Source organism: Ensifer sp. ENS03 (assembly GCF_014852035.1).
In the GTDB taxonomy this organism is placed as follows: Bacteria; Pseudomonadota; Alphaproteobacteria; order Rhizobiales; family Rhizobiaceae; genus Ensifer; species Ensifer adhaerens.
On record NZ_JACVAV010000010.1, the window covers coordinates 16,712 to 38,296 of the forward strand.

At 58.5% G+C, this 21,585-nt stretch carries 27 protein-coding genes and 5 pseudogenes; 20 read left to right on the forward strand and 12 right to left on the reverse strand.

Features of this window, described 5'->3' with window-relative positions:
• The first annotated feature begins 446 nt into the window (after positions 1-446).
• Together istA and istB are read left to right on the forward strand one after the other, a co-directional pair.
• Entirely contained in the window at positions 447-2,000 is a 1,554-nt protein-coding gene (gene istA / locus IB263_RS27205) for an IS21 family transposase (protein ID WP_192439267.1), read from the forward strand.
• An 18-nt stretch (positions 2,001-2,018) separates the two neighbouring features.
• Entirely contained in the window at positions 2,019-2,795 is a 777-nt protein-coding gene (gene istB / locus IB263_RS27210) for an IS21-like element helper ATPase IstB (RefSeq protein WP_060521043.1), read from the forward strand.
• A 498-nt stretch (positions 2,796-3,293) separates the two neighbouring features.
• Here the strand turns inward: istB and IB263_RS27215 are convergent, their stop codons facing one another.
• On the reverse strand, positions 3,294-3,599 hold the full coding sequence (locus IB263_RS27215) for a hypothetical protein (RefSeq protein WP_110818987.1): 306 nt from the start codon (positions 3,597-3,599) through the stop codon (positions 3,294-3,296).
• A 268-nt stretch (positions 3,600-3,867) separates the two neighbouring features.
• Complete coding sequence (locus IB263_RS27220) at positions 3,868-4,134, reverse strand: hypothetical protein (protein ID WP_110818988.1); 267 nt, start codon at positions 4,132-4,134, stop codon at positions 3,868-3,870.
• Between the two features lie 664 nt (positions 4,135-4,798).
• Between IB263_RS27220 and IB263_RS27225 the strand changes: the two genes are divergently transcribed.
• The 3 genes from IB263_RS27225 to IB263_RS27235 are packed head-to-tail and all read left to right on the forward strand — an operon-like array spanning position 4,799 to position 6,218.
• Positions 4,799-5,281 (forward strand): N-acetylmuramoyl-L-alanine amidase, encoded by a 483-nt coding sequence (locus IB263_RS27225; RefSeq protein WP_255382370.1) that lies wholly within the window; start codon positions 4,799-4,801, stop codon positions 5,279-5,281.
• Positions 5,282-5,310: 29 nt separating this feature from the next.
• On the forward strand, positions 5,311-6,000 hold the full coding sequence (locus tag IB263_RS34230) for a hypothetical protein (RefSeq protein ID WP_246811094.1): 690 nt from the start codon (positions 5,311-5,313) through the stop codon (positions 5,998-6,000).
• Positions 6,001-6,053: 53 nt separating this feature from the next.
• Positions 6,054-6,218: a hypothetical protein gene (locus tag IB263_RS27235; RefSeq protein ID WP_162727376.1), complete on the forward strand. Its 165-nt coding sequence runs from the start codon at positions 6,054-6,056 to the stop codon at positions 6,216-6,218.
• A 13-nt stretch (positions 6,219-6,231) separates the two neighbouring features.
• On the opposite strand, the gene IB263_RS27240 is transcribed toward IB263_RS27235, so the two are convergent.
• Both IB263_RS27240 and IB263_RS27245 read right to left on the reverse strand, forming a co-directional pair.
• Positions 6,232-6,420 (reverse strand): hypothetical protein, encoded by a 189-nt coding sequence (locus tag IB263_RS27240; protein WP_110818991.1) that lies wholly within the window; start codon positions 6,418-6,420, stop codon positions 6,232-6,234.
• A gap of 253 nt (positions 6,421-6,673) precedes the next feature.
• Complete coding sequence (locus IB263_RS27245) at positions 6,674-6,976, reverse strand: hypothetical protein (RefSeq protein WP_181432596.1); 303 nt, start codon at positions 6,974-6,976, stop codon at positions 6,674-6,676.
• Positions 6,977-8,186: 1,210 nt separating this feature from the next.
• On the opposite strand from IB263_RS27245, the gene IB263_RS27250 reads away from it, so the two are divergent.
• The gene (locus IB263_RS27250; protein ID WP_110818993.1) at positions 8,187-8,378 is read left to right on the forward strand and encodes a helix-hairpin-helix domain-containing protein; all 192 of its coding nucleotides are present in this window, start codon (positions 8,187-8,189) and stop codon (positions 8,376-8,378) included.
• Positions 8,379-8,756: 378 nt separating this feature from the next.
• Here IB263_RS27250 and IB263_RS34235 read toward each other — a convergent pair whose 3' ends face one another.
• Together IB263_RS34235 and IB263_RS27260 are read right to left on the reverse strand one after the other, a co-directional pair.
• Positions 8,757-9,257, reverse strand: a complete 501-nt coding sequence (locus tag IB263_RS34235; protein ID WP_246810460.1) for a hypothetical protein — start codon at positions 9,255-9,257, stop codon at positions 8,757-8,759.
• 458 nt (positions 9,258-9,715) lie between these two features.
• Positions 9,716-9,985, reverse strand: a pseudogene (locus IB263_RS27260) (MauE/DoxX family redox-associated membrane protein); the annotation flags it as partial.
• Here IB263_RS27260 and dctP point away from each other — a divergent pair.
• Positions 9,983-10,738: a TRAP transporter substrate-binding protein DctP gene (dctP, locus tag IB263_RS27265; RefSeq protein ID WP_210338329.1), complete on the forward strand. Its 756-nt coding sequence runs from the start codon at positions 9,983-9,985 to the stop codon at positions 10,736-10,738. The pseudogene IB263_RS27260 and the gene dctP sit on opposite strands and share 3 nt — an antisense overlap.
• On the opposite strand, the pseudogene IB263_RS27270 reads toward dctP, so the two are convergent.
• Positions 10,674-11,130 (reverse strand): annotated as a pseudogene (locus IB263_RS27270) (TRAP transporter large permease subunit); the annotation flags it as partial. The gene dctP and the pseudogene IB263_RS27270 sit on opposite strands and share 65 nt — an antisense overlap.
• On the opposite strand from IB263_RS27270, the gene IB263_RS27275 reads away from it, so the two are divergent.
• Positions 11,099-11,758, forward strand: coding sequence for a TRAP transporter large permease subunit (locus IB263_RS27275; protein ID WP_246811095.1), 660 nt, complete (start codon positions 11,099-11,101; stop codon positions 11,756-11,758). The pseudogene IB263_RS27270 and the gene IB263_RS27275 sit on opposite strands and share 32 nt — an antisense overlap.
• Before the next feature lie 440 nt (positions 11,759-12,198).
• Here IB263_RS27275 and IB263_RS27280 read toward each other — a convergent pair whose 3' ends face one another.
• Positions 12,199-12,723 (reverse strand): IS30 family transposase, encoded by a 525-nt coding sequence (locus tag IB263_RS27280; RefSeq protein WP_162727375.1) that lies wholly within the window; start codon positions 12,721-12,723, stop codon positions 12,199-12,201.
• Positions 12,632-12,910 carry a hypothetical protein gene (locus IB263_RS27285; RefSeq protein WP_156553107.1) on the reverse strand — a complete coding sequence of 93 codons (279 nt, stop codon included), beginning with the start codon at positions 12,908-12,910 and terminating at the stop codon, positions 12,632-12,634. Before IB263_RS27285 ends, IB263_RS27280 begins: the two co-directional genes overlap by 92 nt.
• Before the next feature lie 225 nt (positions 12,911-13,135).
• Between IB263_RS27285 and IB263_RS27290 the strand changes: the two genes are divergently transcribed.
• Positions 13,136-14,359, forward strand: a complete 1,224-nt coding sequence (locus tag IB263_RS27290) for an ATP-binding protein (RefSeq protein ID WP_192439268.1) — start codon at positions 13,136-13,138, stop codon at positions 14,357-14,359.
• Between the two features lie 153 nt (positions 14,360-14,512).
• On the opposite strand, the gene IB263_RS27295 is transcribed toward IB263_RS27290, so the two are convergent.
• Positions 14,513-14,911, reverse strand: a complete 399-nt coding sequence (locus IB263_RS27295) for a helix-turn-helix domain-containing protein (protein ID WP_244496912.1) — start codon at positions 14,909-14,911, stop codon at positions 14,513-14,515.
• A gap of 27 nt (positions 14,912-14,938) precedes the next feature.
• On the opposite strand from IB263_RS27295, the pseudogene IB263_RS27300 reads away from it, so the two are divergent.
• Positions 14,939-15,151, forward strand: a pseudogene (locus IB263_RS27300) (aldehyde-activating protein); the annotation flags it as partial.
• Between the two features lie 146 nt (positions 15,152-15,297).
• Here IB263_RS27300 and IB263_RS34780 read toward each other — a convergent pair.
• Positions 15,298-15,460 (reverse strand): annotated as a pseudogene (locus IB263_RS34780) (Tn3 family transposase); the annotation flags it as partial.
• A gap of 78 nt (positions 15,461-15,538) precedes the next feature.
• Here IB263_RS34780 and IB263_RS27305 point away from each other — a divergent pair.
• On the forward strand, positions 15,539-15,850 hold the full coding sequence (locus IB263_RS27305) for a hypothetical protein (protein ID WP_244496913.1): 312 nt from the start codon (positions 15,539-15,541) through the stop codon (positions 15,848-15,850).
• A gap of 146 nt (positions 15,851-15,996) precedes the next feature.
• On the opposite strand, the pseudogene IB263_RS34785 reads toward IB263_RS27305, so the two are convergent.
• Positions 15,997-16,182: pseudogene (locus IB263_RS34785) on the reverse strand (SMP-30/gluconolactonase/LRE family protein); the annotation flags it as partial.
• Positions 16,183-16,228: 46 nt separating this feature from the next.
• Here IB263_RS34785 and IB263_RS27315 point away from each other — a divergent pair.
• The 9 genes from IB263_RS27315 (at position 16,229) to IB263_RS27350 (ending at position 21,543) form a co-directional block, all read left to right on the forward strand.
• Positions 16,229-16,582 carry a helix-turn-helix transcriptional regulator gene (locus tag IB263_RS27315; protein WP_192439269.1) on the forward strand — a complete coding sequence of 118 codons (354 nt, stop codon included), beginning with the start codon at positions 16,229-16,231 and terminating at the stop codon, positions 16,580-16,582.
• On the forward strand, positions 16,579-17,019 hold the full coding sequence (arsN2, locus tag IB263_RS27320) for an arsenic resistance N-acetyltransferase ArsN2 (RefSeq protein WP_192439270.1): 441 nt from the start codon (positions 16,579-16,581) through the stop codon (positions 17,017-17,019). Before IB263_RS27315 ends, arsN2 begins: the two co-directional genes overlap by 4 nt.
• Positions 17,020-17,034: 15 nt before the next feature.
• Entirely contained in the window at positions 17,035-17,562 is a 528-nt protein-coding gene (locus tag IB263_RS27325; RefSeq protein ID WP_192439271.1) for an arsenate reductase ArsC, read from the forward strand.
• Position 17,563: 1 nt separating this feature from the next.
• Complete coding sequence (arsB, locus tag IB263_RS27330) at positions 17,564-18,622, forward strand: ACR3 family arsenite efflux transporter (protein WP_192439272.1); 1,059 nt, start codon at positions 17,564-17,566, stop codon at positions 18,620-18,622.
• 2 nt (positions 18,623-18,624) lie between these two features.
• The gene (gene arsC, locus IB263_RS27335) at positions 18,625-19,047 is read left to right on the forward strand and encodes an arsenate reductase (glutaredoxin) (protein WP_192358601.1); all 423 of its coding nucleotides are present in this window, start codon (positions 18,625-18,627) and stop codon (positions 19,045-19,047) included.
• The gene (gene arsH, locus IB263_RS27340; RefSeq protein ID WP_309142301.1) at positions 19,022-19,750 is read left to right on the forward strand and encodes an arsenical resistance protein ArsH; all 729 of its coding nucleotides are present in this window, start codon (positions 19,022-19,024) and stop codon (positions 19,748-19,750) included. Before arsC ends, arsH begins: the two co-directional genes overlap by 26 nt.
• Positions 19,751-19,932: 182 nt before the next feature.
• Positions 19,933-20,214 (forward strand): GDCCVxC domain-containing (seleno)protein, encoded by a 282-nt coding sequence (locus IB263_RS34240; RefSeq protein ID WP_246811096.1) that lies wholly within the window; start codon positions 19,933-19,935, stop codon positions 20,212-20,214.
• Between the two features lie 106 nt (positions 20,215-20,320).
• Positions 20,321-20,512: a DUF6494 family protein gene (locus IB263_RS27345; RefSeq protein WP_192439273.1), complete on the forward strand. Its 192-nt coding sequence runs from the start codon at positions 20,321-20,323 to the stop codon at positions 20,510-20,512.
• Between the two features lie 260 nt (positions 20,513-20,772).
• Complete coding sequence (locus IB263_RS27350; protein ID WP_034801598.1) at positions 20,773-21,543, forward strand: SDR family NAD(P)-dependent oxidoreductase; 771 nt, start codon at positions 20,773-20,775, stop codon at positions 21,541-21,543.
• Positions 21,544-21,585: the final 42 nt, after the last annotated feature.

The window sequence follows — 21,585 nt, forward strand, 5'->3', positions numbered from 1 at the left end:
ACCTCGTACTCGAATACAAGACGTTGATCTGGCTGTTCTGCTTCACGGAATTCTTCTAACCGTTCGGCTGCGAGTGCATACGCCTCGAAAAGGTCATCCAGCTCCGCCGGGCAGACATCACCTTCGAGCGCCCCTCGAAGTTTCGGTAGTCTCACCAATAAACGCCGTCGTCCTAGTTCCCTGAGTTTCTGCATTTTCTCCCCCTATTTCAGGGCAATTTAAGATGGCGCAACCAAGGAGGGGTTAAATCTGCGGGTTTCGGTAATTCGCGGACAGGGTTTCCATTAAATCCCGGACAGCGATTTCACTAAATCCGGGACAGCATTTCCGCTAATTCCCGGACAGCGATTCCGGTAAATCCCGGACAGTCTTTCGGCGATTAAAACATCGACTTTCGCACGCGCCGTTTTGCCATTCTGGACCCCGATTTGAGAGGGGTGCGGGGAATGGCGAGACGGAAGCAGGCGAGACTTACTGACGTGAAGGACATTCGATCGATATTGCGACTGACGCACGAACAGGGGCTTTCGGTTCGTGCGATATCGGAACGGCTGAAGATCAGCAAAACGACCATTTCGACCTACCTGCTGCGGGCGCGTGAGGCCGGGCTGACGGGCTGGCCGTTGCCGCCTGGCCTTGACGAGGACGCTGTGTTGCAGCGTCGCCTGTTCCATCGTCGCGGCCGCCCGCCCCAGGATATGCACGCGCCTGACTGGAGCCAGATCGCCAGTGAACTGAAGCGAAAGGGCGTGACGCTGACGCTGTTGTGGCAGGAATATCGCGAGCGGCACCCGAACGGTTATGGATACACTTGGTTCTGTGAGCGCTTCGCCGCTTTCGAACAGCGCGCCAGCGCCACTTTCCGCAATCGCCACACCGCCGGCGGGGCGATGCAGACCGACTATGCTGGTCACACCGTCCCCGTCATTGATCCGGCGACGGGCGAGATCCGGCCGGCGCAGATCTTCGTCGCGGTTCTGCCGGCCTCTTTGTACACCTTCGCCTATGCGAGCTTCACTCAACGGCTGCCAGACTGGATCGAGGGTCAGCAACGGGCTTTGAGCTTCTTCGGTGGCGTAACGAAAGCGATCGTCTGCGACAACCTCAAGGCCGGCGTTGCCAAGCCCTTGTGGTTCGAGCCGACCATCAACGCCACTTTTGCAGCATTCGCCGAACATTACGACACGACGATCCTGCCGACCCGCCCAAAACGGCCGAAGGACAAAGCCAAGGTCGAAGGCAGCGTTCTGATCGTTGAGCGCTGGATCCTGGCGCGACTGAGGAATGAGCGCTTCTTCAGCCTCGTTGATCTCAATGTGCGGATCAGCCAGCTCCTCGACGATCTCAATAACCGGCCGATGCGGCGTGTTGGCAAATCCCGACATCAACTCTTCGAAGCGATCGAACGCGACGCGCTCGCCCCCTTGCCAGCAACGCCATTCGAATATTCCGAATGGAAATCGGCAAAGGTTCATCCCGACTATCATGTCGAGGTCGATAAGGCCTTCTACTCCGTGCCGCACCGCCTGATTGGCCGCCAGGTCGATGTCCGGCTCACAAGCCGGATCGTCGAGGTCTTCCATGATCACCAACGCGTCGCCAGTCACCGCCGGACGTCGCAGCGGGCTGGTCACGTCACCGTCAACGAACACATGCCCAAGACGCATCAGCACTATGCCAACACCACCCCGGCGAGCCTGATCAAGCAGGCCGCAAAGATTGGCCGCAACGCTGCGATCCTGATCGAACGGCTGATGCGCGACAGGCCCCATCCCCAGCAGGGATACCGCGCCGCTCAAGGCGTTCTATCACTCGCGCGCCGGTACGGACCTGAGCGTCTTGAAGCCGCGTGCGATCGGGCGCTGACGATCAATGCGACCAGCTATTCCTCCGTCAGCACCATCCTCAAATCCGGCCTCGATCAAGCTCCACCAGCCGCCGAGCCGGTCAAGCCAGCCCCGCCGCATGGCAACATCCGCGGCAGTTCCTATTACCAGTGAAGAAAGGAAGACACTTGAATGCTCACACATCCAACCCTCGACCAGATGCACGCACTCGGTCTATCCGGCATGGCAGCAGCTTATCGTGAACTGGCCAATCAGCCCGAGGGCAGCGATCTCAACCGCGACGAATGGCTGGGTCTGATGCTCGACCGGGAGATGGCCGTGCGCGGTGACAAGCGCCTGACCAACCGGCTTGCAATCGCCAAATTGCGCTTCCCCGACGCTTGCATCGAGAACATCGACTTCGCCGCCCATCGCGGCCTTGACCGCAGACAGCTTCTCTCCCTGGCACAAGGCGAATGGCTCAAAGCCCATGAGCACTTGATCCTGACCGGACAAACGGGAACCGGCAAAACCTGGCTTGCCTGTGCCATCGGACGGCAAGCAGCCCGCCTCGATTATTCCGTTCTCTATGTCCGAATGCCTCGTCTCTTCGAGGATTTGGCACTGGCGCGCCTCGACGGTCGGTTCCCTCGATTGGTCGACAAGCTCGCACGTGTTCAACTGCTCATCTTGGATGACTGGGGAACCCATGCGCTCAGCGATCAGCAGCGGCTGGATCTCCTGGAAATCTTCGAAGAGCGCTACCGCAGGAAATCAACTCTGATCACCGCCCAACTCCCCGTGGCGCAGTGGCACGAGATGATCGGCGAACCAACCATCGCTGACGCCATCCTCGATCGCATCGTTCACAACTCTCACCGAATTGCGCTCGAAGGCGATAGCATGAGGAAGCAAAAGCAAACCTCGCTCTTGACCGAAACGCGAAACGCCGAAATCAATAACAAATGACATCAACCAGGCGAACGAAAGTCGATCCCGCGAGACTGTCCGCGATTTAGTGAAACGACTGTCCGGGATTTACCGGAATCGCTGTCCCGTTAATCCGAAATCCGCATTAAATCGAAATTTCAATTGCGAGCGACCTCGCTAAAACGACAAGCTCTCCTGCCGATTTTTCCCCGCGCCCAACGGCAAAACCGCAACCCCGGGGTCGGTGGCTGCGGTTTTGAGTGCCAGTTGTAACGTGCACGGACAATGGCAACCGACCGTAGATTGCGCGGGAGCGGGTTAATTTAGTGTTTCCACACGGACGTGATCTTGGGGGCGTTTCAAGCCGTTGCCGCGTCTTTCGCTGACAAGGCTACGAGAAAAAAAAAGGTGAAGCGCCCAGAACTCTTTCGCTTCACCCTACAGATCCAGCTTATCGCATCGTGAATACAACATATCAACTGCCTCCGGTCGCATGCAAATCACCATAGCGCGAGCGCCTTTCGGCTCTGCTTCACGTCAATGTGGGCGCCGGTTACTCCCGCGGCCAAAGCGACGCTCCATCATCAGCCCGACGAGCCACTCTCGTAGATCGGTGTTTTCGCGAAACTCGTCGAAATGCTCGATGGCGTAACCGAGTGTCTGTTCGGCGAGAGCGTCCGCCTCAACCGGTGAGGTCGTTAGGCTGCGCGCCCATGCCAGTAGCTCAGGCAGAAAAGCCGAGAACTCGTCGTCGCGAGGGGCAGGTTGCGGCGGACGATTGACGAACACACAAACGTTCTTGAGCTTCTGTTCAAGTTCCCACGCATCCCCCGTGCCGTTCATGCAAAACTTGAGCGCATATCGCGCCAGGCACTCACTTTCCTTACTGTGCCGAGAAATATGTCGGCTGTTCACTATTCTCAAATACAGAAGAGACAACACGGAAGCCGTCAGGAAGCATGTACCCAGATTGCGGATGGCTAATCATAGCGCAATCTCCTCCACTCGGGCCGAAAGCGATTATGATCTCCCAGTCGCCAGAGGCTGTTTTACAGTCCGGCGATGGGCTGAGTATGCACCTCTGGAGGCGGGCTGGCTATCCTTCAAAATCTCAGGTTCGGGATTGAGGTGCCGCTAGCTCAATTTGCTTCAGCAGCGCGATGACTTCGGCCTGCATGTCCAGGCACAGCGCCTGATACTCGTTGATCAGTTCCTCGCGGCGGCGGTGCTCCGTCAGCAGATTGTCGAGGGTCTGCGCGGCCAACGCGTAGGACTCAAACAGATCGTACAGCGTCGGGTTCTTGGCTGCTCGCAACTGTTCACGGTGATAGGGCAATACCAAGGAGAGCTGCGCCCGTCCGAGCTTGACCAACGACATTTGTCACAGCCTTTGTCGCGTCATATTTGCCGCGTCACGACAGATTCCAGAATGTCTTCTTTTTTTCGTGCTGCGGGCAGCGCCGCAATGGGTGCGCTGAACCCGCTCCCTGGTCTGAAAGAGAACCTCTCCCGCCCACTGCCCGTCAGGCACTGAATATCGAAGGTGTCTGAGCAATCCACGGCTGCCTCCGCGCATACACCACAACTATTTATCACTCTCCCAACCGAAGGAAAACCCGATGAACAGAACGACGTTGCTCGCCTATGCGAGGCGCGCGCCTTTTAGTGAGCGCCTGAACAGAGCCAAATCGACGGCATCAATGCCCTAACGCTTCTTAGCATTATTGAACGCGTTCGCTCGGCGATCGGCGGCTCCGGATAGAAGCTCATCAATACGGTTATGGTTCTCGTCGTGCAAATCGGAGAACGCCGCGTCGATCATCAGCCGGTCGGCATTCGCCGGTCCGAAACCATCTGGTCGAACTTTGTCACACTCACGCCCACTTATCTGGCTGCTTCTTCTCGGCGCATCCCACGCGGTGGATAGCTGTATGCGTCTGTCGGGGTCTTCGGCATTCGGGCCCTTCACTGTCAAATCGTGAAAAATAGCAAGGCGCCAGCAACGCGCCACTGTTCACGACAACGATCAATACCAGATCCAGATCCCAGGTTCGCTTCGGCAATGGAGCGCCGGCGCCTATCGAGCATCCGATCTCGACAAGGAGCATTACCACTTCATCGTCGAGGGCTCCGGCAACGTGGTCCGCGGTGATCACACGATCGCCGACAACGTGAGCACTGCCGATGACGACTACGCCGCCCATACGCGGGGCTGCAACACCGGTTCGATCGGCGTCTCGCTGGCCTGCATGGCCGGCGCGATCGAAAGTCCATTCCATGCGGGCAAATATCCCATGACGGAAACGCAGTGGCATCGCGCCATGGACGTCATCGCGCACCTGGCCGAGTTCTACAAAATCCCGGTCACCTCGAAGACGATCCTTTCCCATGCCGAGGTTCAAACGAATCTGGGCATCAAGCAGGCCGGGAAGTGGGATTTCACCCGGCTCCCGTTCGCGACGAACGTCATCGGCGCCAAAGCATGCGGCGATAAGATGCGCGCCGACGTCAAAGCACGCCTCTAACCAACCTCCCAACATCGAAGGAAACGAACATGCGTTCGCTGATCATCGTATCGGCGGCGGCCCTTGTGCTGTCCGCTTGCACCGCCACTGGTTCGATCGACACCGCGATCAAGACCAGCCTTCCGAAGACCTGCGCTCTGCTCGAGACGGCGCACGCCGCGTTCATCGCGGCCTCGGTCTCGGGCAACATCAAGGCTTCGACCATCGCCAAGGAAAAGGCCACCTACGACGGCGTTCATCGTCATCTGCGCCGATCCGGGAAGCGTCACGGCTGCCAACGCGCTCGTCGTCGCTGCGACCGCATACGCGACCATATCTCTCGCACTGAAGGAAGCACAATAATGGGTAGCATCTCGAAAGCTCTTGGCGCCGGCGTCGGCGGCGCGTTTGCTGGCAGCGCCGGCGTCCCGTTCATGCCCGAGGGCACGCCCTGGTACGGCTATCTGGCGCTCTACGCGCTCACGATCGCCCTGCCGGCGGTCCTGACCTATGTGGCCCGAAGAACCAGCAGTAAGCATCATCTTGGCCGTCTCTCATCCTCGGGAGCCGGCCTATTTCATCACGTGCGGCAGTGCAGACCAACGAGGGGCAAAATTTTGACCGGCAGGATCGACGACATGGAACCCGACCTTCGCGCGCGAGTGGTTGCATTGGAACAGAAGGCTTCGGACACGGAGCGCAGGCTTGCCAGGAACAGTGGCGGCAGCAATCCGACCTGACCGACGCCAGAAAGGACGAGCAATGGAAAAACCTGCTCGAGAAATTCGGTCTGATGGATCGCAGGATCGATACCGTTGACACAAGCCTGAACAAGAAGATGGATGAGCTCGGCGGGAATATCCGCTGGCTGGGGAAGATCGTCATCGGCGCTGCTCTAAGCGCGATGGTTGCGGGCGTCGTTGCCTTCATGATGAAGGGTGGGTTCAACGTGCCATGAGGTCAATGACGATTCACGCCCCACCCAGGCGACCGCCAAACTTTGAAATGATGTAGAGAACGGAGACCACGATGAGCAATGCCGCCCCAACGCCCCATATACCCGTTCCGACACTGGAGTTCGCGGTCCAGCCCACGATGCCGCCGACAATCATCAGCAGCCACCCCAGCAGAATCTGAACTCGGGCGTTTGTAAGAGACATCACCGTTACTCCTGCTCAAAGCAGCCAAGGGCGACCAAGCTACCGACGCCTCCGGCAACAGCGCCAATCAGCCCGACAAGTTCCGTTCCCAGTTCGGGCATACCCATGCCGGCGCCGAAGCCAGTGAGATAACCCACAATTGCGCCGGATAGTAGGCCGAGGCAGCACGCCCACGTTGGCTTGAACGGCAACTCTCCCTCCCCACGGATGCCCTTCTCGTAGTGACCGTACCGCAACCACTGCTCGATTTCACTTACTCCAAATTGAGTAGGGAAGCCTGCACGGGGGCTTTATAACTGGTTCCCGCAGGGGCGACGTTTATGAACCGTCCGATCGACCAGAGATAGGCGACGATCTCCAGCTTCAGCGGATCACGGTCGCCGTACTTCTCCCTGATCCGCTCAAGCTCCTCGATCGCGGCATGTTGCTCGTCTATATCCCCGAGCACGTAGCTTTCATGCCCGACTGCGCAGATGTTGCACCCGGCCTCGATCACGTCGACGACGAATGCGGGGATCTCGCTGGCGTTCATTTGGCGGCGGTCATTCTCCGTCATGTCAGGTCCTCCGTTGAGGTTATGACGAGACCTGCCATGGCCGACAGGAGCAAGAATACTCCCCGGAAATTTTGGGGGCTTGAAAAGAAATGGCCCCGTCGGGCGGCGACGAGGCCATCGGCACTGAGCAGACCTCACTTCCGGAGGGATTGTGAAGGTGTCACCCTGATCGGGGAAGGGTTCCACAAAGCCAGAAACGCAAACGGCGGTACTGAGTTCCGTCTCTGCAAAAAAAAGGCCCCAAAATTGCAGCCAACGGGCCACGAAAGAGGTTGTGCGTCATCTACTCGCGCGCACTCAAACGAACGAAGCCCCGCAGGGGATGCGGGGCCTCATCGTGGAAGGTCGTCAAACCATAAAAAACGCAATGCGTACATTATTCAGTGATCGCACGGCAATGAGAAGCACAACCATGGATTATTTCTAGTGCGCGATCACGGTTGTATCGTCGCAAAAATGCGGACCGATCGCAACTATGCGAAAGGGGTAGTCGCGTAATCAATTTGGGGGCGCAACTGCTTTGATGCCGCCGCGGGGGATCCTATCTTTGGGACCCCCATCACTGAATAATGCAGGTGCCCGGCCAATCGCGGCAAGAGCGACCCGCACAGCTCGCCAGAGCTAATCCAGTAGCCACAATGCAGGCGATGACGGCGATCTTTCGGAACATTGGTTCGTTCCAGCTACGGCGTTAACGCGAGGGCGATAAGCCAAGCTGTCAAGGCGATCAAAATCCAAACCCGAGCGTGCCTAAACCGTTGCCGTCTGGCGCGTTCCCAATCGTAGGACATGAGCTTCCCCTCTCGGCCGCGCACAATGCCAGATTGTGGGTGGGCGGGAAAGACGCTTTTCCTCAAAGGAGCAATGCGGTCCCCGCCAAAAAGTATGGCCTCGCCGGGGAGAGCGAGGCCATTGGGGCACTTTCGTTGCTTTCAGATCCGGGCGGATCGTGAAGGCGTCATCCTGATGGGGGGACTCAGGGCTGCCACAGGCGAGAAACGCCGACGGCGTCATTGAGTTCCTGCCTTCGCAAAAAAATGGCCCCAAAGTGCAACCAACGGGGCCGAAGAGTGTGCTGTGCCAAGAAGCCCGGGCAGGCGAAAGGACCACACGGGCTCATTCTAAGACTATCACGTGCGGCGACTAATTCCGAGCCTTTTGGAGAATCCTACAAATTGCGCGTCGGGCGAAAGCCTGATCTGGTGCGGGCATGACCACGAAGCTTTCAGACTTGAGGCTGAGAAACCCAAAGCTCCTCGGCGAGCTCAAACGACGGGGGTTTGAGACCGTCGACGACATGAAGCACGTTCCCACGACGGACGCGTTGCGGATGAAGGGAATGGGCGCAAAATCGTGGCAGAAAATCTGTGATGCATTGGGCATAGACCCTGCAAAGACGTGAGGCCTGAAAGCCATTAGCGGGCCCCCTCCTTCGAAATCAGTTCATTGAACTTCTCGATATTCGCCCGCGGCTGTAAAGACTTTGAGCATTCTCTTCACCTGCGTGGAAAAGCTCCTCTACCGCTGCGTCCTGGGCGGTGGTATCGCCAATCCGGCGGCTAAGTGGGTGGCGATGGCGCATGTTCCGGAGCGTGTCTAGCCCTGGCTTTTGGGCACGCCGGTTTTGCGCAAGCCCGCCCGACCTCTACCCTCTCTCGTCGCTGCAACTTGGGTGTCGCTGGGTGATTTGTCCTCAGTTGCTAAGGGAATGCGGGCGGTGCCGAACCAGATAGCGCACTCTAGAAGGGAAGTTTCATCCTTGTTCCCAAGCCGGTATTCATCAGCGATGAAGCTTGCTAGGCGGACGGCGCGCTTGCTGAGATGTGGAATGCGAGTTTTGGCACAGGCCGTTTCGAAGACTTTTCGTATCAAGGCAAGATCTCGGGGACCAAGATGTTGAATTGCGAGTTTGGGCGGTATGTGCACTGACACCTCCTATGAATGAAGCGGGTGCGCGTCGAACCGGACTTGGAGGAAGCTCAAAAGGTGAACGTGCGATTGCGCCACCTTCATTCTCCCACCGATTGATGGCTTCCGTTTTCGTTTGGGCTGCAATTTGATTTTGTCCGCCTGGCGCGCCGCTCTTCCCAAGAAAGGCGGTCAGTTGCGCCTTTGTCAGTTCGCCCCGCTGAATGGCGGCCGTCAGGAATCGCGCCAGAGCAAGCTTTTCGGCGCGTTCATCTCTTTCTTTGGCTTCGAGATAACCAGCAGCTTTTAGTATTTCAACCAAAAGGCTGATGTCTTCGGCGTCTATATCTAGATCTGGATCCTTGGAAGACAAGCGGCCTCCTTCGCGTGGGGCGGCAGGCGGCCCGCGCTAGTTCTAACGCGCTATACTATGCGCCCAATGGTTCAGAGATTCTACGGGTGTGCTCGGAAAGGCGACTCTAAGAAACGGCCTCGTCGTGGGGGGCGACGAGGCCGGCTACACGACTTCACTAATGGTGAAGCCGTCAGGCGCCTTCAGTCTCCGAAGGGCGGGGATCTAAATGCGCATTAGCTTATATAGGAGGCGTAGAATTCGCTTCCAAGGGCAGGCCAGAAAAAGAATGGCCCCGAAAGGCGATTAAGGGGCCATGAGAGTGTCGTCCTTCTGCCGGGCCGGCAGGATGGAACTCGCCAGCCCACCTATTCAATCTCTGAGGTTGAAATTGGTTCCTTGCCAGCTTGATTTTCTCCTCGTAGCCGTCGCATCGTAACCCATGGCCGAGCCCTACCAGCCCCGTTACATAGGACATGCTATCCCTCTATTCGATTGATGAGCATCCAGACCGCCATAGCAATCAACATTAGGTTTTCAGTGAGTGAGATAAGGCCCAACGGGACATTGCTGTCGCCGCCGACGCAAGCACATTTCAGCTTACGGCGGTCAATGTAAACGGCCTTGAAAACGGAAATGGCACCAATGGTGCCGATTACGAACGCAACCGGAATTGCAAGCCACAACCATACGCCAGCGATCATCAGGATACCTGCAAGGGCTTCGACGAAGGGGTAGAGGTAGGCATGAAGCGTTTTCTTATTGGTGCATTTGCCGTCGTCACGGCCATCGGCCTTGCCGGCACTGCGCTTGCGCAGGAATTCACGTTCCGCTTCCAGTCTTCGGACCCGGCGGGCAACCCGAACTTCGAATATCAGAAAGGTTGGACCGACCTCGTCGCCGAGCGCTCCGGCGGCAAGGTGAAGATCGAGCTTCTGCCGGTCGGTTCGGTCGTGGAATATAACGAAACGCTTGATGCGGTTGCAGGCGGCATTCTCGATGGTCAGATCTGCGATTCGTCCTATTGGGCCGGCAAGGATCCGGCTTTCGGCCTGATCTCCAATCCGGTCGGCGCCTGGTCCGATCCGGCGCAGATGATCGACTTCGTGGAGAACGGCGGTGGCAAGGAGATCATGCAGGAATTGCTGGGCTCCTACGGCCTGCATTTTATCGGCGTTTCCACTCCGGGGCTGGAAGCGTTCGTCTCGCGTGTGCCGCTTGATGGTGTCGATGATCTCAAGGGGCTGAAGATGCGCGCCCCGGAAGGTCCGATTGCCAACGTGTTTGCAGCCTTTGGCGCTGCCCCGGTCAATCTGCCGTCCTCCGAAGTCTATACGTCGATCGAGAAGGGCGTCGTCGATGCGGCCGATTATTCCGTATTCTCGGTCAATCAGGCGCAGGGTAGGACGAACATCGGCACCGAAACGAATACGAAGTTAGCCGGAGTTTCTCTTCTGTTGGGATCGGCGTCATATCTACCGGCGGCACAACGCCGGGCGTAAAGTTGGCGCACACGAGAATATAGGCTACATAGAACATCGCCAGCATGAAGCCAGGCAAGAAGGCTGCCGTGAACAAATCACCGATAGAAACGTTCGCCGTCAGGCCATAGATGATCAGGACGATGGAAGGCGGGATCATCGTGCCGAGCGAACCGCCCGCGCAGACGACGCTGATCGCCAGGTTGCGATCATATCCGAGACGCAGCATCTGCGGCAGCGATAAGGCCGAGAAGAACGATCTCGCCGCCGATGATACCGCTCATGGCAGCGAGGATCACCGACACAAAGACGGTTTGAACCGCAACGCCGCCGCGTATTCGGCTGGCAAAAAGCTTCATGGCATCGATGAGGTCGCGTGCGATGCCGGAGCGGTCGAGTATCGCGGCCATAATCCTTAAGGGTCTTGCCCTGCCGGTGCTTGTCGTCTTCGTTGTTCTCGGCTCGATATATGGCGGCATCGCGTCCGTAACTGAAGCCTCCGCAATCGGAGTCGGTGGGGTCATCCTTTCGACCATTCTGCGGGGGGAGTTCTCATATAGACTGCTGCGCGATGCGGCGATGCAGACGCTATCGACTGTGGGCATGATCGTCTGGATCGGCATAGGTGCCACGGCCATCGTGGGCGTCTACAACTTGATGGGCGGCGTGAATTTCGTTTCTGGCATGATCACCGGCATTTCCGATAATCCGACTGTGATCGTGCTGGTGATGATGTTGATCCTGTTCGTGCTGGGCGCCTTTCTGGGTTGGGTCGGGATAGCCCTTCTCACGATGCCGATCTTCGTACCGATCATCAAGTCGCTCGGCATGGACCCGGTCTGGGTCGGCGTTCTCTTCTGCATGAACATGCAGGTGTCGTTCCTGTCGCCGCCCTTTGGGCCGGCCGCCTTCTACCTGAAGTCAGTGGCCCCTCCGGGCATTACGCTGGGGATCATCTTCCGGGCTCTTGTTCCGTTCGTCATGTTACAGATCCTCGCCGTCTCCATGTTGATCGCGTTCCCGGGCATTACCGGACGATAACTAACCCATGTTTCCTTCAATCGTAGTCGATTGACGGTGTCGTTTGGCTGTTATCCGTCAGGACCATACAACTGGCCGGTACGTAGGCCTCGCTCCCGAGGAACTGCGGCATTAAAGCCTTAGCCAGGCTCGTTGGGGAGGAGAGCTGGGCGTGACCGTGGTTCCGCCAAGACGAAGAACATCGAGCGGCTCTCTGTTCGTCGAACATAGCCTCGGTGCGGAATAAGATCCGAGGGTCTCAGTTATCACAGCGGCTCTGGTTGCCAATGCCTCCAGGTCCAATGTTAACCTTGGAGAATCTAGTCCAAGTGCAACATTTCCGTGTGAAGGGTAGGGCATCACGCGCACTCTCGCAAATGCGCTATGAAGACCTCGGCGGGTGTGCGGTAACCCAGGCACTTGCGTGGCAGCGCGTTCAGATGGTGGACGAGCGCGACGAGCTATTGCTGGGTGACGGCGGTGAGATCGGTATCGCTGGGCGTGAAGCGGCGGCTGCGCTTGTTGGCGTTTTTCCACCGCACCTTTCCGCCACGGCGCACTGGGGTCGCAGAACCAGCTCCGCGCGCCGATGCCATCTTCCAAAGCCCTAAAGCGGCGAACTCCGTGCCGCGATCAAAGGTGAAACTCTGCCGGGCAAAGGCTGGCAAAGGTGAGAACGTTTCGATGATCTTGTCCATGATCGGTCTCCAGCGCCGGCTCGGATTCTTGATCATCACGGTGTAGAGGCTTTTGCGCTCGACCAACGAGATCAGGTTGGCGTTGCCGAAATCACGTTCGAAGATCAACAAGTCGCCCTCCCAATGCCCGAACTGCGAACGATCATCAATGAAATCAGGGCGTTGCGATATCCTGCAGGCAGCCGGAAAAGTGCCGTCACGGGGTTTCCTCGAGCTGCGGGGGGCGGCGTTTGCTGCGGCCTTCCGCCAGATGCTGATGGAGTTCCAGCGCCTGATCTTCCTTGCCATAGATGAAGCGATAGATCGTCTCGCTGCAGACCCGCACGGCGCTGACGCCATCGGCGAGCAGACGACCGGCAATCTGTTCCGGTGACCAAGGTGTCTTCAGCTGCTCGATCACCAGCTCGCGCAATTGCGGGTGCCGCACAAGCTTCCTCAGGCGCTGCCGCCGCTCTTTGTGGATGTCGTACGCCAACGAAAGCCCCTTCAGAAAAGGCTCCTGCTTAGCCGAAATTTCTTACCCCCACCTTTTTCCCACTCCCCTTGCATGGCCTGTGGCTTCCCTCATGCCGCAATCTGACATGCCACCCACTTCTGGTTTCGAGTTTCAATCAGTCGCCACGTAGATTTCAAATCGTCACTCCTTGACTTTCAATTGGTCATCGCCGTAGTTTCAAACAGTCATCAAAGGAAGGAAGCTGTGGCGCTGTATCCAAGGCTCGTTGAGCAACGCGTTGCCGACGCCCTGTCAGACACGCGAGTCGTACTGATCGTAGGTCCCAGACAATCAGGAAAAACGACGTTGGCTAAGAAGATGGCCACCGAGGGGATGGAGTATTACACGCTGGATAATGCAACCATCCTGGACGCAGCGCGACAGGATCCAGTTGGCTTTGTAAGAGGTATGGATCGCGCCATCATCGATGAAATTCAGCGCGCGCCCGAACTGCTGTTGGCCATCAAGGAAAGCGTGGATACCGACCAGCGCCCAGGGCGGTTCCTTCTGACCGGTTCAGCCAATCTCATGACGTTGCCACGCGTGGCAGACTCGCTCGCAGGGCGAATGGAGGTTGTTCGATTGCTGCCGCTTGCGCAAAGCGAGATCAGAACCGCCGGCAGCAGCTTCCTGCGCGACGCCTTCCAAAACGAAGCCAAGGCCGGAGAGCCATTCTTCGGAGACGACCTCATGGCTGCGGTTCTGGCCGGTGGATATCCCGAGGCGCTGGCCCGCAAAACCTTGAACCGCAGACAGGACTGGTATGCGGATTATATCCAGGCGATCGTTCAACGCGACGTTCGCGATGTCGCGCAAATCGAGCAGATTGCTCAAATGCCGCGCCTCCTACGCATCCTGGCAGAGCATTCGGGACAGCTCGTCAACTATTCTGGAATTGGCGCGGCCATTGGGATGAACCACATTACAACGCAAAAATATGTCGGCATCTTCGAGAGCCTGTTCCTCGCTCGAACCGTACAACCCTGGTTTTCGAACAAACTAAAACGCCTCACGAAAACACCGAAAATACATTTCCTCGATTCTGGTCTTCTCGCATCCCTTCGTGACCTCTCTCTCGACCGTCTCCACGACGACAGGGGTCGGTTCGGGGCATTGCTGGAGACTTTCGTTTTTGCCGAGATCCTTAAACTCGCCAGCGGCGGGCAAACCCGCCTTCAGTTTTCGCATTTTCGAGACAAGCAGCAGAACAAAGTCGATATCGTCATCGAAGATACAAGGGGGCGGATCGTCGGTATCGAAATAAAGGCGGCAGCATCCGTCTCGAATTCCGATTTTTCCGGATTGCGAATTTTGGCCGAAGCATCCGGAGAACGGTTTGTTTCGGGCATGGTCTTGTATGACCACCACAAAGTGGTCCCTTTCGGAGAACGTTTGTCCGCTGTGCCAATATCCGCGTTGTGGCGGTAGCGCGTGAGAATTTCGCTCAGTATTCAGACCCGAGCATTTTTGAGACTTCCAAGGTCTCGATAACCAATAGGCCTCAGGTTCGATTCCCTTCAAGGCGAGGGAATCGTCTCGCAGACGCTGAGAAACGTGCCAAGCAGCAAATCGGTCAACCTCCTATGACGGAAGTTGCCTTATCCAATCGTCGAATCCAGCGTGTGGGGCCTGTACCGCCAGACCCGTATTCGGTCGTCCGTCTGATTTCACCGATTGCCTAAGCTCCCGTGCGCTTTGCCTGTACTGCTGTTTGAAGGCGCGGGCGAAATGATCGCCTCTCAAAAATCCGAAGTCGGCCGCAATGTCGGAGATGCGGCGCATATCCCTGGGATTGGCCAAAATAGACCTAATCCGCTCGAGCCGACGGGTCTGGATGTAATGGACAACGCCACCTTCCGTTTCGAACAAGCGATAAAGCGTCCGGCGGGATACGGCGACAATGTTGCAGATCGCATCGATGTTCAGCGTGCTGGCGTCGAGGCGAGCCTCGATATAACGTTTCGCGTGACGCAGTAGCACGAGCTCGAGGCCGGGGCGCGCAGCCCTCCTGAGCGCTTCCAGGAAAGCGGCTGGGCGAAGCCCGGGTTTGCCGCCTTCGTCTCCTCGATCATCGAAAGCGGCTACGATCCAGCGAAGATGGGCGGTGTGCGCGCGCGGCTGCGCGAGCTAAGACTTGAACCCTATGATTGCCTCAACCCGGTCCTGATGGATGTGATCGCCACATGGGCAGCCAAGAAGAGCGGCGCGCTCCCCAATTGATCGAAGAGACGCTCTTCAAACTCGATCCGTGTTCGGCTCGTTTGGAGCGCGCCAGCTTCCGTAGCATTGTGTGCTCGGCGAAGTTCGCCGAGCACTTCTAAAGCTTGCCGCGTTTATGGACGACGCGGCCGGTGTAGATTGTGTTCCGAGGCGCTGACGGTGCGGGGTGCCAAGGGAGGTCATCAGGCGCAGGATGTCGTCACAGTGCCCACGAAAAAGATCGGCGTCGATGCGGTCACCCGTCACGTTCTGAAGGATGCCATACTGCTTTGCGGGACCGCAGCCATAGAGACATCGCCCATCCCGGTCGACTAGGAAACGACTGACAAGCTCAGGGGTCATTGCCGAAAAAATTGGAACCAATCCGGCCACCCGAAGGTTTGATTTGTGGGTGTCAACACTTCACCCGCTTTCAGAAGCAGCGGGAATCCGATCGGCGCCTTTAGATCCGTCCTTCACGCACTTTCAGCAGTGACCGTTTTGGTCTCGGCGGCGGTCTTTACCCAGCCGGCGAACGCTGAGGACAAGGATCGTTGCCGCGTTGCTTCGGGCGACGACACGAACCAGAAGAATCTCTCAGAAAAACTGGACGATTGCGATGGGGTGTTGAAGCCCCCTCGCGTCGGCGACACTGAAATCAAAACACCGGCGCCTGATGTCGGGAAAACGCGGGTGATCCGCCCCGGCGAATTGCAATAGAGCGTCGCCGATGGCGGGTAAGCCTGGCTCAAAATGCTAAGAGTTCTGTGGCCGCTATATCCGACTAAAGTCGGCTTACGGCGGGCGGCGTGAAACGGCGTTGAGCACCGGGATCCAGCCACAGGCTCTCCAGCGGAGCCGTCGGCGGGTGCAAATCGGACCACACATCCGCCGCCGGCGACGCGGCAATTCCAGATGAAGCCTTCAGCATCCACACAGGAGCCGTCCGGCAGACCTCGCTCAAAACCAGCCGATGCCGGTTCTGAGCCAGCGTGAAATCGAGAGGGGGCCTTGGCGGATTTCGATCCGCCAAGTTTTCTGGCACTCAACAAAGCCGACGGAGGTTGACACGAAAAACATATCCGTTATTCTGGATATATGGATAGCAATACAGCAATCGCGGCGCTTGCCGCACTCGCCCAGTCTACCAGGCTCGAGACGTTTCGACTTCTCGTCCGACACGAACCCGATGGCATTCCTGCCGGCGAACTCGCCCGGCTTCTCGATGTACCGCAAAACACCATGTCGGCGCACCTTGCGACGCTGTCCCGTGCGGGCCTGGTTTCAAGCGAGCGGCAGAGCCGTTCGATCATCTATCGGGCGGACCTTCAGGGGCTGCGCAACCTGACCCTCTTCCTGCTTAAAGACTGCTGCGGCGGCTCGGCGGAACTCTGCGCGCCGCTCATCGCAGAACTCACATCCTGCTGTGCTCCCGAGGTGGAGCTGTCATGAGCAACATCAGGCTGGAGCCAGTCACGGGGAGCGATCCCGAATTGAAACTGGCGCTGTCGGCTTCCGGTCTTCCAACCGAAGACCTCGAAGACACTGGGCGCTCGTTTTTCAGGGCGGTTTCCTCAGATCGCGGCACGGTTGGCTATGCTGGCATCGAGGCGTGCGGCGACGACGTGCTTCTCAGGTCGATAGTCATCTTGCCCGAGCATCGTGGCAAGGCGCTTGGAAAATCGCTGACCAGGGAAACCCTGAAGACCGTCAATGTGAGCTCGGCAGTCTTCCTGGCGACAACCTCCGCCGCACCGTTCTTTGAAAGCCTTGGCTTCGTTGTGGTCGAGCGGGCCGATGTGCCGCCCGCCGTTCTCGCAACCCGTCAACTGTCGGGTATCTGCCCGGCATCGGCAACGATCATGAAACTCGACAGACCTCCGACCTAACCACGGAACACGACCATGACCGACAAGACTTACAACGTGCTCTTCTTGTGCACGGGCAATTCCGCACGTTCTATTCTCGCCGAATCCATTCTCAACAAGGAAGGCGGCGGGCGCTTCCGGGCGTTTTCCGCTGGCAGCCAGCCCAACGGCGAAGTCAATCCACATGCCCTGAAGGAACTGGACGTCCTCGGTTATCCGGCGACCGGCTTCTCGTCGAAGAGCTGGGACGTTTTCGCACAGCCGGGCGCGCCCGAAATGGACTTCATCTTTACCGTCTGTGACAGCGCACACGGCGAGGCCTGCCCGGTATGGATCGGGCATCCGATGACGGCGCATTGGGGTGTCGAAGACCCGGCTGCGGTTGTCGGCTCCGAAACCGAAATCCAGCGCGCCTTTGCACAGGCCGCTCGCTTCCTCAAGAACCGCATCATGGCCTTCATCAATCTGCCTCTGGCCTCCATCGACCGCCTGGCGCTCGAGCAGCACGTCCGTCAGATCGGTTCGCTCGAAGGCGCTTCCGTCAAGTCCGCAAAGGTCGAGTGAAATGTCTACCTTCGAACGCTACCTCACCATCTGGGTCTTCCTTTGTATCGTCGTCGGCGTCGCCCTCGGTCATTTGATGCCCGGCGTTTTCCAGGTCATCGGCGCGGCGGAGGTCGCGAAGGTGAACCTGCCCGTCGCCATCCTGATCTGGCTGATGATCATCCCGATGCTCATCAAGATCGACTTCCGCTCGTTGGCGCAGGTCAGCACGTATTGGCGTGGCATCGGCGTGACCCTGTTCATCAACTGGGCCATCAAACCGTTCTCCATGGCGCTGCTCGGCTGGCTGTTCGTGGGCTGGCTGTTCCGTCCTTATCTGCCGGCCGACCAGATCGACTCCTATATCGCCGGCCTCATCATCCTCGCGGCCGCCCCCTGTACCGCGATGGTGTTCGTCTGGAGCAACCTGACGCGCGGCGCGCCGCTGTTCACGCTGTCTCAGGTGGCCCTCAACGATGCGATCATGGTCGTCGCCTTCGCGCCGATCGTCGGGCTGTTGCTTGGGCTGTCAGCCATCACCGTACCGTGGGACACGCTCGTTCTGTCGGTGGTCCTCTATATCGTCGTCCCGGTCATCATCGCCCAGGTCCTGAGAGCGCGACTGACCGCCGATGGCACGGCGAACGCGCTGGACACCATGCTGACGAAACTGCAGCCGCTTTCGCTCCTCGCCCTGCTCGCGACGCTCGTTCTCCTCTTTGGCTTCCAGGGCGAGCAGATCATCGCACAGCCGACGATCATCGCGCTGCTGGCCGTGCCCATCCTGATCCAGGTCTACTTCAACTCAGGCCTGGCCTATCTCCTGAACCGGATGTCGGGCGAGCGCCATTGCGTCGCCGGGCCTTCAGCACTGATCGGAGCCAGCAACTTCTTCGAACTTGCGGTTGCCGCGGCCATCAGCCTGTTCGGCTTCCAGTCAGGTGCTGCGCTGGCAACCGTCGTCGGCGTGCTCATCGAAGTTCCCGTGATGCTCACGGTCGTCTGGGCCGTGAACCGCACCAAGGGCTGGTACGAGGCAGCTCCCGCTGTCTCCCGGAACACCATCACTGAAAGGACATGACAATGGACGCCACCATCTATCACAACCCCGCCTGCGGCACGTCCCGCAACACGCTGGAGATGATCCGCGCAGCCGGGATCGAACCTGATATCATCGAGTATCTCAAGTCACCGCCGTCGCGCGATGAGTTGGCAAGGATGATCTCCGATGCCGGATTGACCGTCCGACAGGCGATCCGCGAGAAGGGCACGCCTTACGCGGTACTGGGTCTCGACGACCCGAAGCTGACGGACGACCAGCTTCTCGACGCGATGCTGAAGGACCCGATCCTCATCAATCGTCCGTTCGTCGTCACGCCACTCGGCACCAGGCTTGCGCGACCCTCCGAGGCGGTGCTCGACATCCTGCCGGATGCCTTCAAGGGTGCCTTCTTCAAGGAAGACGGCGAGCAGGTCCTCGATCAGGAGGGCAAGCGCGTTGTCTGAGACTTTTCCCGCCTTGCAGGAGCGGCATCTTCGCCAACCTGACATCGACGCGTTGCGTCCGGCGTTCTCGACGCACAAGCCGCGCATCCTGATCCTCTACGGCTCGCTCCGGGAGGTTTCCTACAGTCGGCTGCTCGCGCACGAAGCCAGACGCCTTCTCGAGCGGTTGGGGTGCGAGGTGCGGATGTTCGATCCGAGGGGGCTGCCGCTTCCCGACGAGGCGCCGGTCAGCCATCCGAAAGTGCAGGAGCTGCGCGACCTGTCGCAATGGTCGGAAGGCCAAGTCTGGGTTAGCCCCGAGCGCCACGGCGCGATGACGGGCATCATGAAGGCCCAGATCGACTGGATTCCCCTGTCGCTGGGATCGATCCGGCCGACGCAAGGCAAGACGCTGGCGATCATGGAAGTCTCCGGCGGCAGCCAGTCCTTCAACGCCCTGAACCAGATGCGCGTGCTCGGCCGCTGGATGCGGATGATCACGATCCCGAACCAGTCGTCGGTCGCCAAGGCCTACCAGGAGTTCGACGCCGACGGCCGCATGAAGCCGTCGTCCTACTACGACCGCGTCGTGGATGTCTGCGAGGAACTGGTGAAGTTCACGCTGCTGACACGGGACGCCTCGGCCCACCTTACAGACCGCTACAGCGAGCGGAAGGAGCACGCGGCCGTGTTGGAGAAGCGGGTGTCACTGAGATCGATTTAGTCAAAGGCCATCGGCAATGTTCCGATAGCGGCCATCTTGCAATCGCAATGGCCGCTGTTTGGCCAAAGCGAACCAACGCCTTGTTTGCTTATGGTGGCCCATTGCAGCCTTTCGAAAGACTGACCTAGCGCTCATGACGCAAAACTATGCACGAGGCGATATTTCCAATAGGCTATTCAGCAATGGATGACGGGCGTCATCTGAAAGCATTCGTTGCCGAGGCACAAAGTGTGACCATACAGCTTCGATCAACCGTCACCTGTCCCAATTGCGGCCAGCGGGCTACGGAAACGATGCCCACCGGCGCCTGACAGTTTTTCTATGATTGCAATGGATGCGGTATGATGCTCCGGCCAAAATCCGGGGACTGCTGTGTGTTCTGTTCCTTTGGCGACGTGCCTTGCCCGCCAATCCAGGAGGCCAAACATAACAACGGAGCCGCAAGTTGTTGCGTCGGTTCCTAACGTGGGATGAGAGGCAAGGCTGACATCCCATCGGGCTATGCCGGCGCATTCCGGGCGATAGACAAGCGCCCACGCTGCTCCCTCACGGACGCCGAGGAGTTCCACGATGAGCGAAGACGCCTTCAACATGTCGATCCGCAAGTTCCTGAAAGAAGTCGGTGTCACCTCGCAGCGTAAGATCGAAGAGGCCGTGCGCGAGGGGCAGTTCGGCGGCGAGAAGCTGAAGGTGCGCATGACGCTGGCGGCGGAGGGCACTGGTCTCAACCACGTGGTGAACGGTGAGATCGACCTTCCATAGGTCTGGCGAAAGCATGGATCGAAACGCCCAGGCCGATACTCATCAATGAGACCAAGATCGGTCAGGCATCGCGCCCGCACTGAGCCGGAAGCTTCTATCTCCCCACCGAGCCAAGCCTAGAGCCCGCGCACCACTGCCCCAAGGTCGTTCTCGACGAGCATGACGTTCGTCGGACGGACTTCACGTGCGCGACATGAGCAGAACAACTGGCATCCGCACGCCGACGCTGCAATAATTGAGCTTCATCGAGGGAGGCAATGATGCGGAAGAGTGCGCCGGATTTCAGCCTTGAGGGCAAGGTGACTTTGGTGACGGGCGCGAGCCGTGGCATTGGACGTGCTTGCGCACTTGCCTGTGCTGCAGCAGGCTCAGATATTGTCTTGGGGGTCCGCGATGTCGCAGCGTCAGCGGGCCTGATCGCCGAAATCGAGGGCGCGGGACGAAAGGTTCTCCCTGTTGAACTGGACATTCCCAACAAGGCCCATATCGCACAAGCCGTCGACGCGGCGGTTTCTGCATTCGGTCGGATCGACGTCCTCGTCAACAATGTAGGCGTGGCCCCGGGCAATCTTGCGGAACTCGTTGAGGAGAAGGACCTTGACGAGATACTCGATGTCAACATCAAGGGCACCTTCCTGATGACACAGGCAGTGGGCCTTCACATGATCGCGCGAAATGGTGGCCGGATCATCAGCATTAGCTCACAGGCCGGTACGGTCGCACTGCGCGGTGAGGCAATCTATTGCATGAGCAAGGCGGCAATTAATCACCTCACGCGCTGCCTTGCAGCCGAATGGGCACGCTATAATGTCACCGTAAACACCGTATCGCCGACATTCATCCACACGGATGGTACAGCACCGTTTTTATCCGATGCCGAAAATCGCAAAGCGACGGTCGATCACATTCCACTCGGCCGGATCGGGGAAACCGATGATGTGGTGGGTGCCGTAGTCTTCCTTGCATCGCCGGCTGCGAGCCTGATCACCGGCGCGAACCTGCTGGTGGACGGCGGATGGTCCGTCGCCTGAGGCCACGGGGCCGAACTCGAAAAGCGCGTCAATGATCCAGGG

What these genes read in the sequence shown, in the direction of transcription:
- IB263_RS27245 (WP_181432596.1), bottom strand. Translation starts at nt 6,976, where the DNA reads ATGACGGAGAATGACCGCCGCCAAATGAACGCCAGCGAGATCCCCGCA.
- IB263_RS27280 (WP_162727375.1), bottom strand. Translation starts at nt 12,723, where the DNA reads ATGGCAAGGAAGATCAGGCGCTGGAACTCCATCAGCATCTGGCGGAAG.
- IB263_RS27235 (WP_162727376.1), top strand. Translation starts at nt 6,054, where the DNA reads ATGGATCGCAGGATCGATACCGTTGACACAAGCCTGAACAAGAAGATG.
- dctP (WP_210338329.1), top strand. Translation starts at nt 9,983, where the DNA reads ATGAAGCGTTTTCTTATTGGTGCATTTGCCGTCGTCACGGCCATCGGC.
- IB263_RS27250 (WP_110818993.1), top strand. Translation starts at nt 8,187, where the DNA reads ATGACCACGAAGCTTTCAGACTTGAGGCTGAGAAACCCAAAGCTCCTC.
- IB263_RS27345 (WP_192439273.1), top strand. Translation starts at nt 20,321, where the DNA reads ATGAGCGAAGACGCCTTCAACATGTCGATCCGCAAGTTCCTGAAAGAA.
- IB263_RS27220 (WP_110818988.1), bottom strand. Translation starts at nt 4,134, where the DNA reads ATGTCGTTGGTCAAGCTCGGACGGGCGCAGCTCTCCTTGGTATTGCCC.
- IB263_RS27215 (WP_110818987.1), bottom strand. Translation starts at nt 3,599, where the DNA reads ATGAACGGCACGGGGGATGCGTGGGAACTTGAACAGAAGCTCAAGAAC.
- IB263_RS27315 (WP_192439269.1), top strand. Translation starts at nt 16,229, where the DNA reads ATGGATAGCAATACAGCAATCGCGGCGCTTGCCGCACTCGCCCAGTCT.
- IB263_RS27275 (WP_246811095.1), top strand. Translation starts at nt 11,099, where the DNA reads ATGCCGGAGCGGTCGAGTATCGCGGCCATAATCCTTAAGGGTCTTGCC.
- arsN2 (WP_192439270.1), top strand. Translation starts at nt 16,579, where the DNA reads ATGAGCAACATCAGGCTGGAGCCAGTCACGGGGAGCGATCCCGAATTG.
- IB263_RS34230 (WP_246811094.1), top strand. Translation starts at nt 5,311, where the DNA reads ATGCGTTCGCTGATCATCGTATCGGCGGCGGCCCTTGTGCTGTCCGCT.
- IB263_RS27350 (WP_034801598.1), top strand. Translation starts at nt 20,773, where the DNA reads ATGCGGAAGAGTGCGCCGGATTTCAGCCTTGAGGGCAAGGTGACTTTG.
- arsC (WP_192358601.1), top strand. Translation starts at nt 18,625, where the DNA reads ATGGACGCCACCATCTATCACAACCCCGCCTGCGGCACGTCCCGCAAC.
- istB (WP_060521043.1), top strand. Translation starts at nt 2,019, where the DNA reads ATGCTCACACATCCAACCCTCGACCAGATGCACGCACTCGGTCTATCC.
- arsB (WP_192439272.1), top strand. Translation starts at nt 17,564, where the DNA reads ATGTCTACCTTCGAACGCTACCTCACCATCTGGGTCTTCCTTTGTATC.
- IB263_RS27325 (WP_192439271.1), top strand. Translation starts at nt 17,035, where the DNA reads ATGACCGACAAGACTTACAACGTGCTCTTCTTGTGCACGGGCAATTCC.
- istA (WP_192439267.1), top strand. Translation starts at nt 447, where the DNA reads ATGGCGAGACGGAAGCAGGCGAGACTTACTGACGTGAAGGACATTCGA.
- IB263_RS27240 (WP_110818991.1), bottom strand. Translation starts at nt 6,420, where the DNA reads ATGTCTCTTACAAACGCCCGAGTTCAGATTCTGCTGGGGTGGCTGCTG.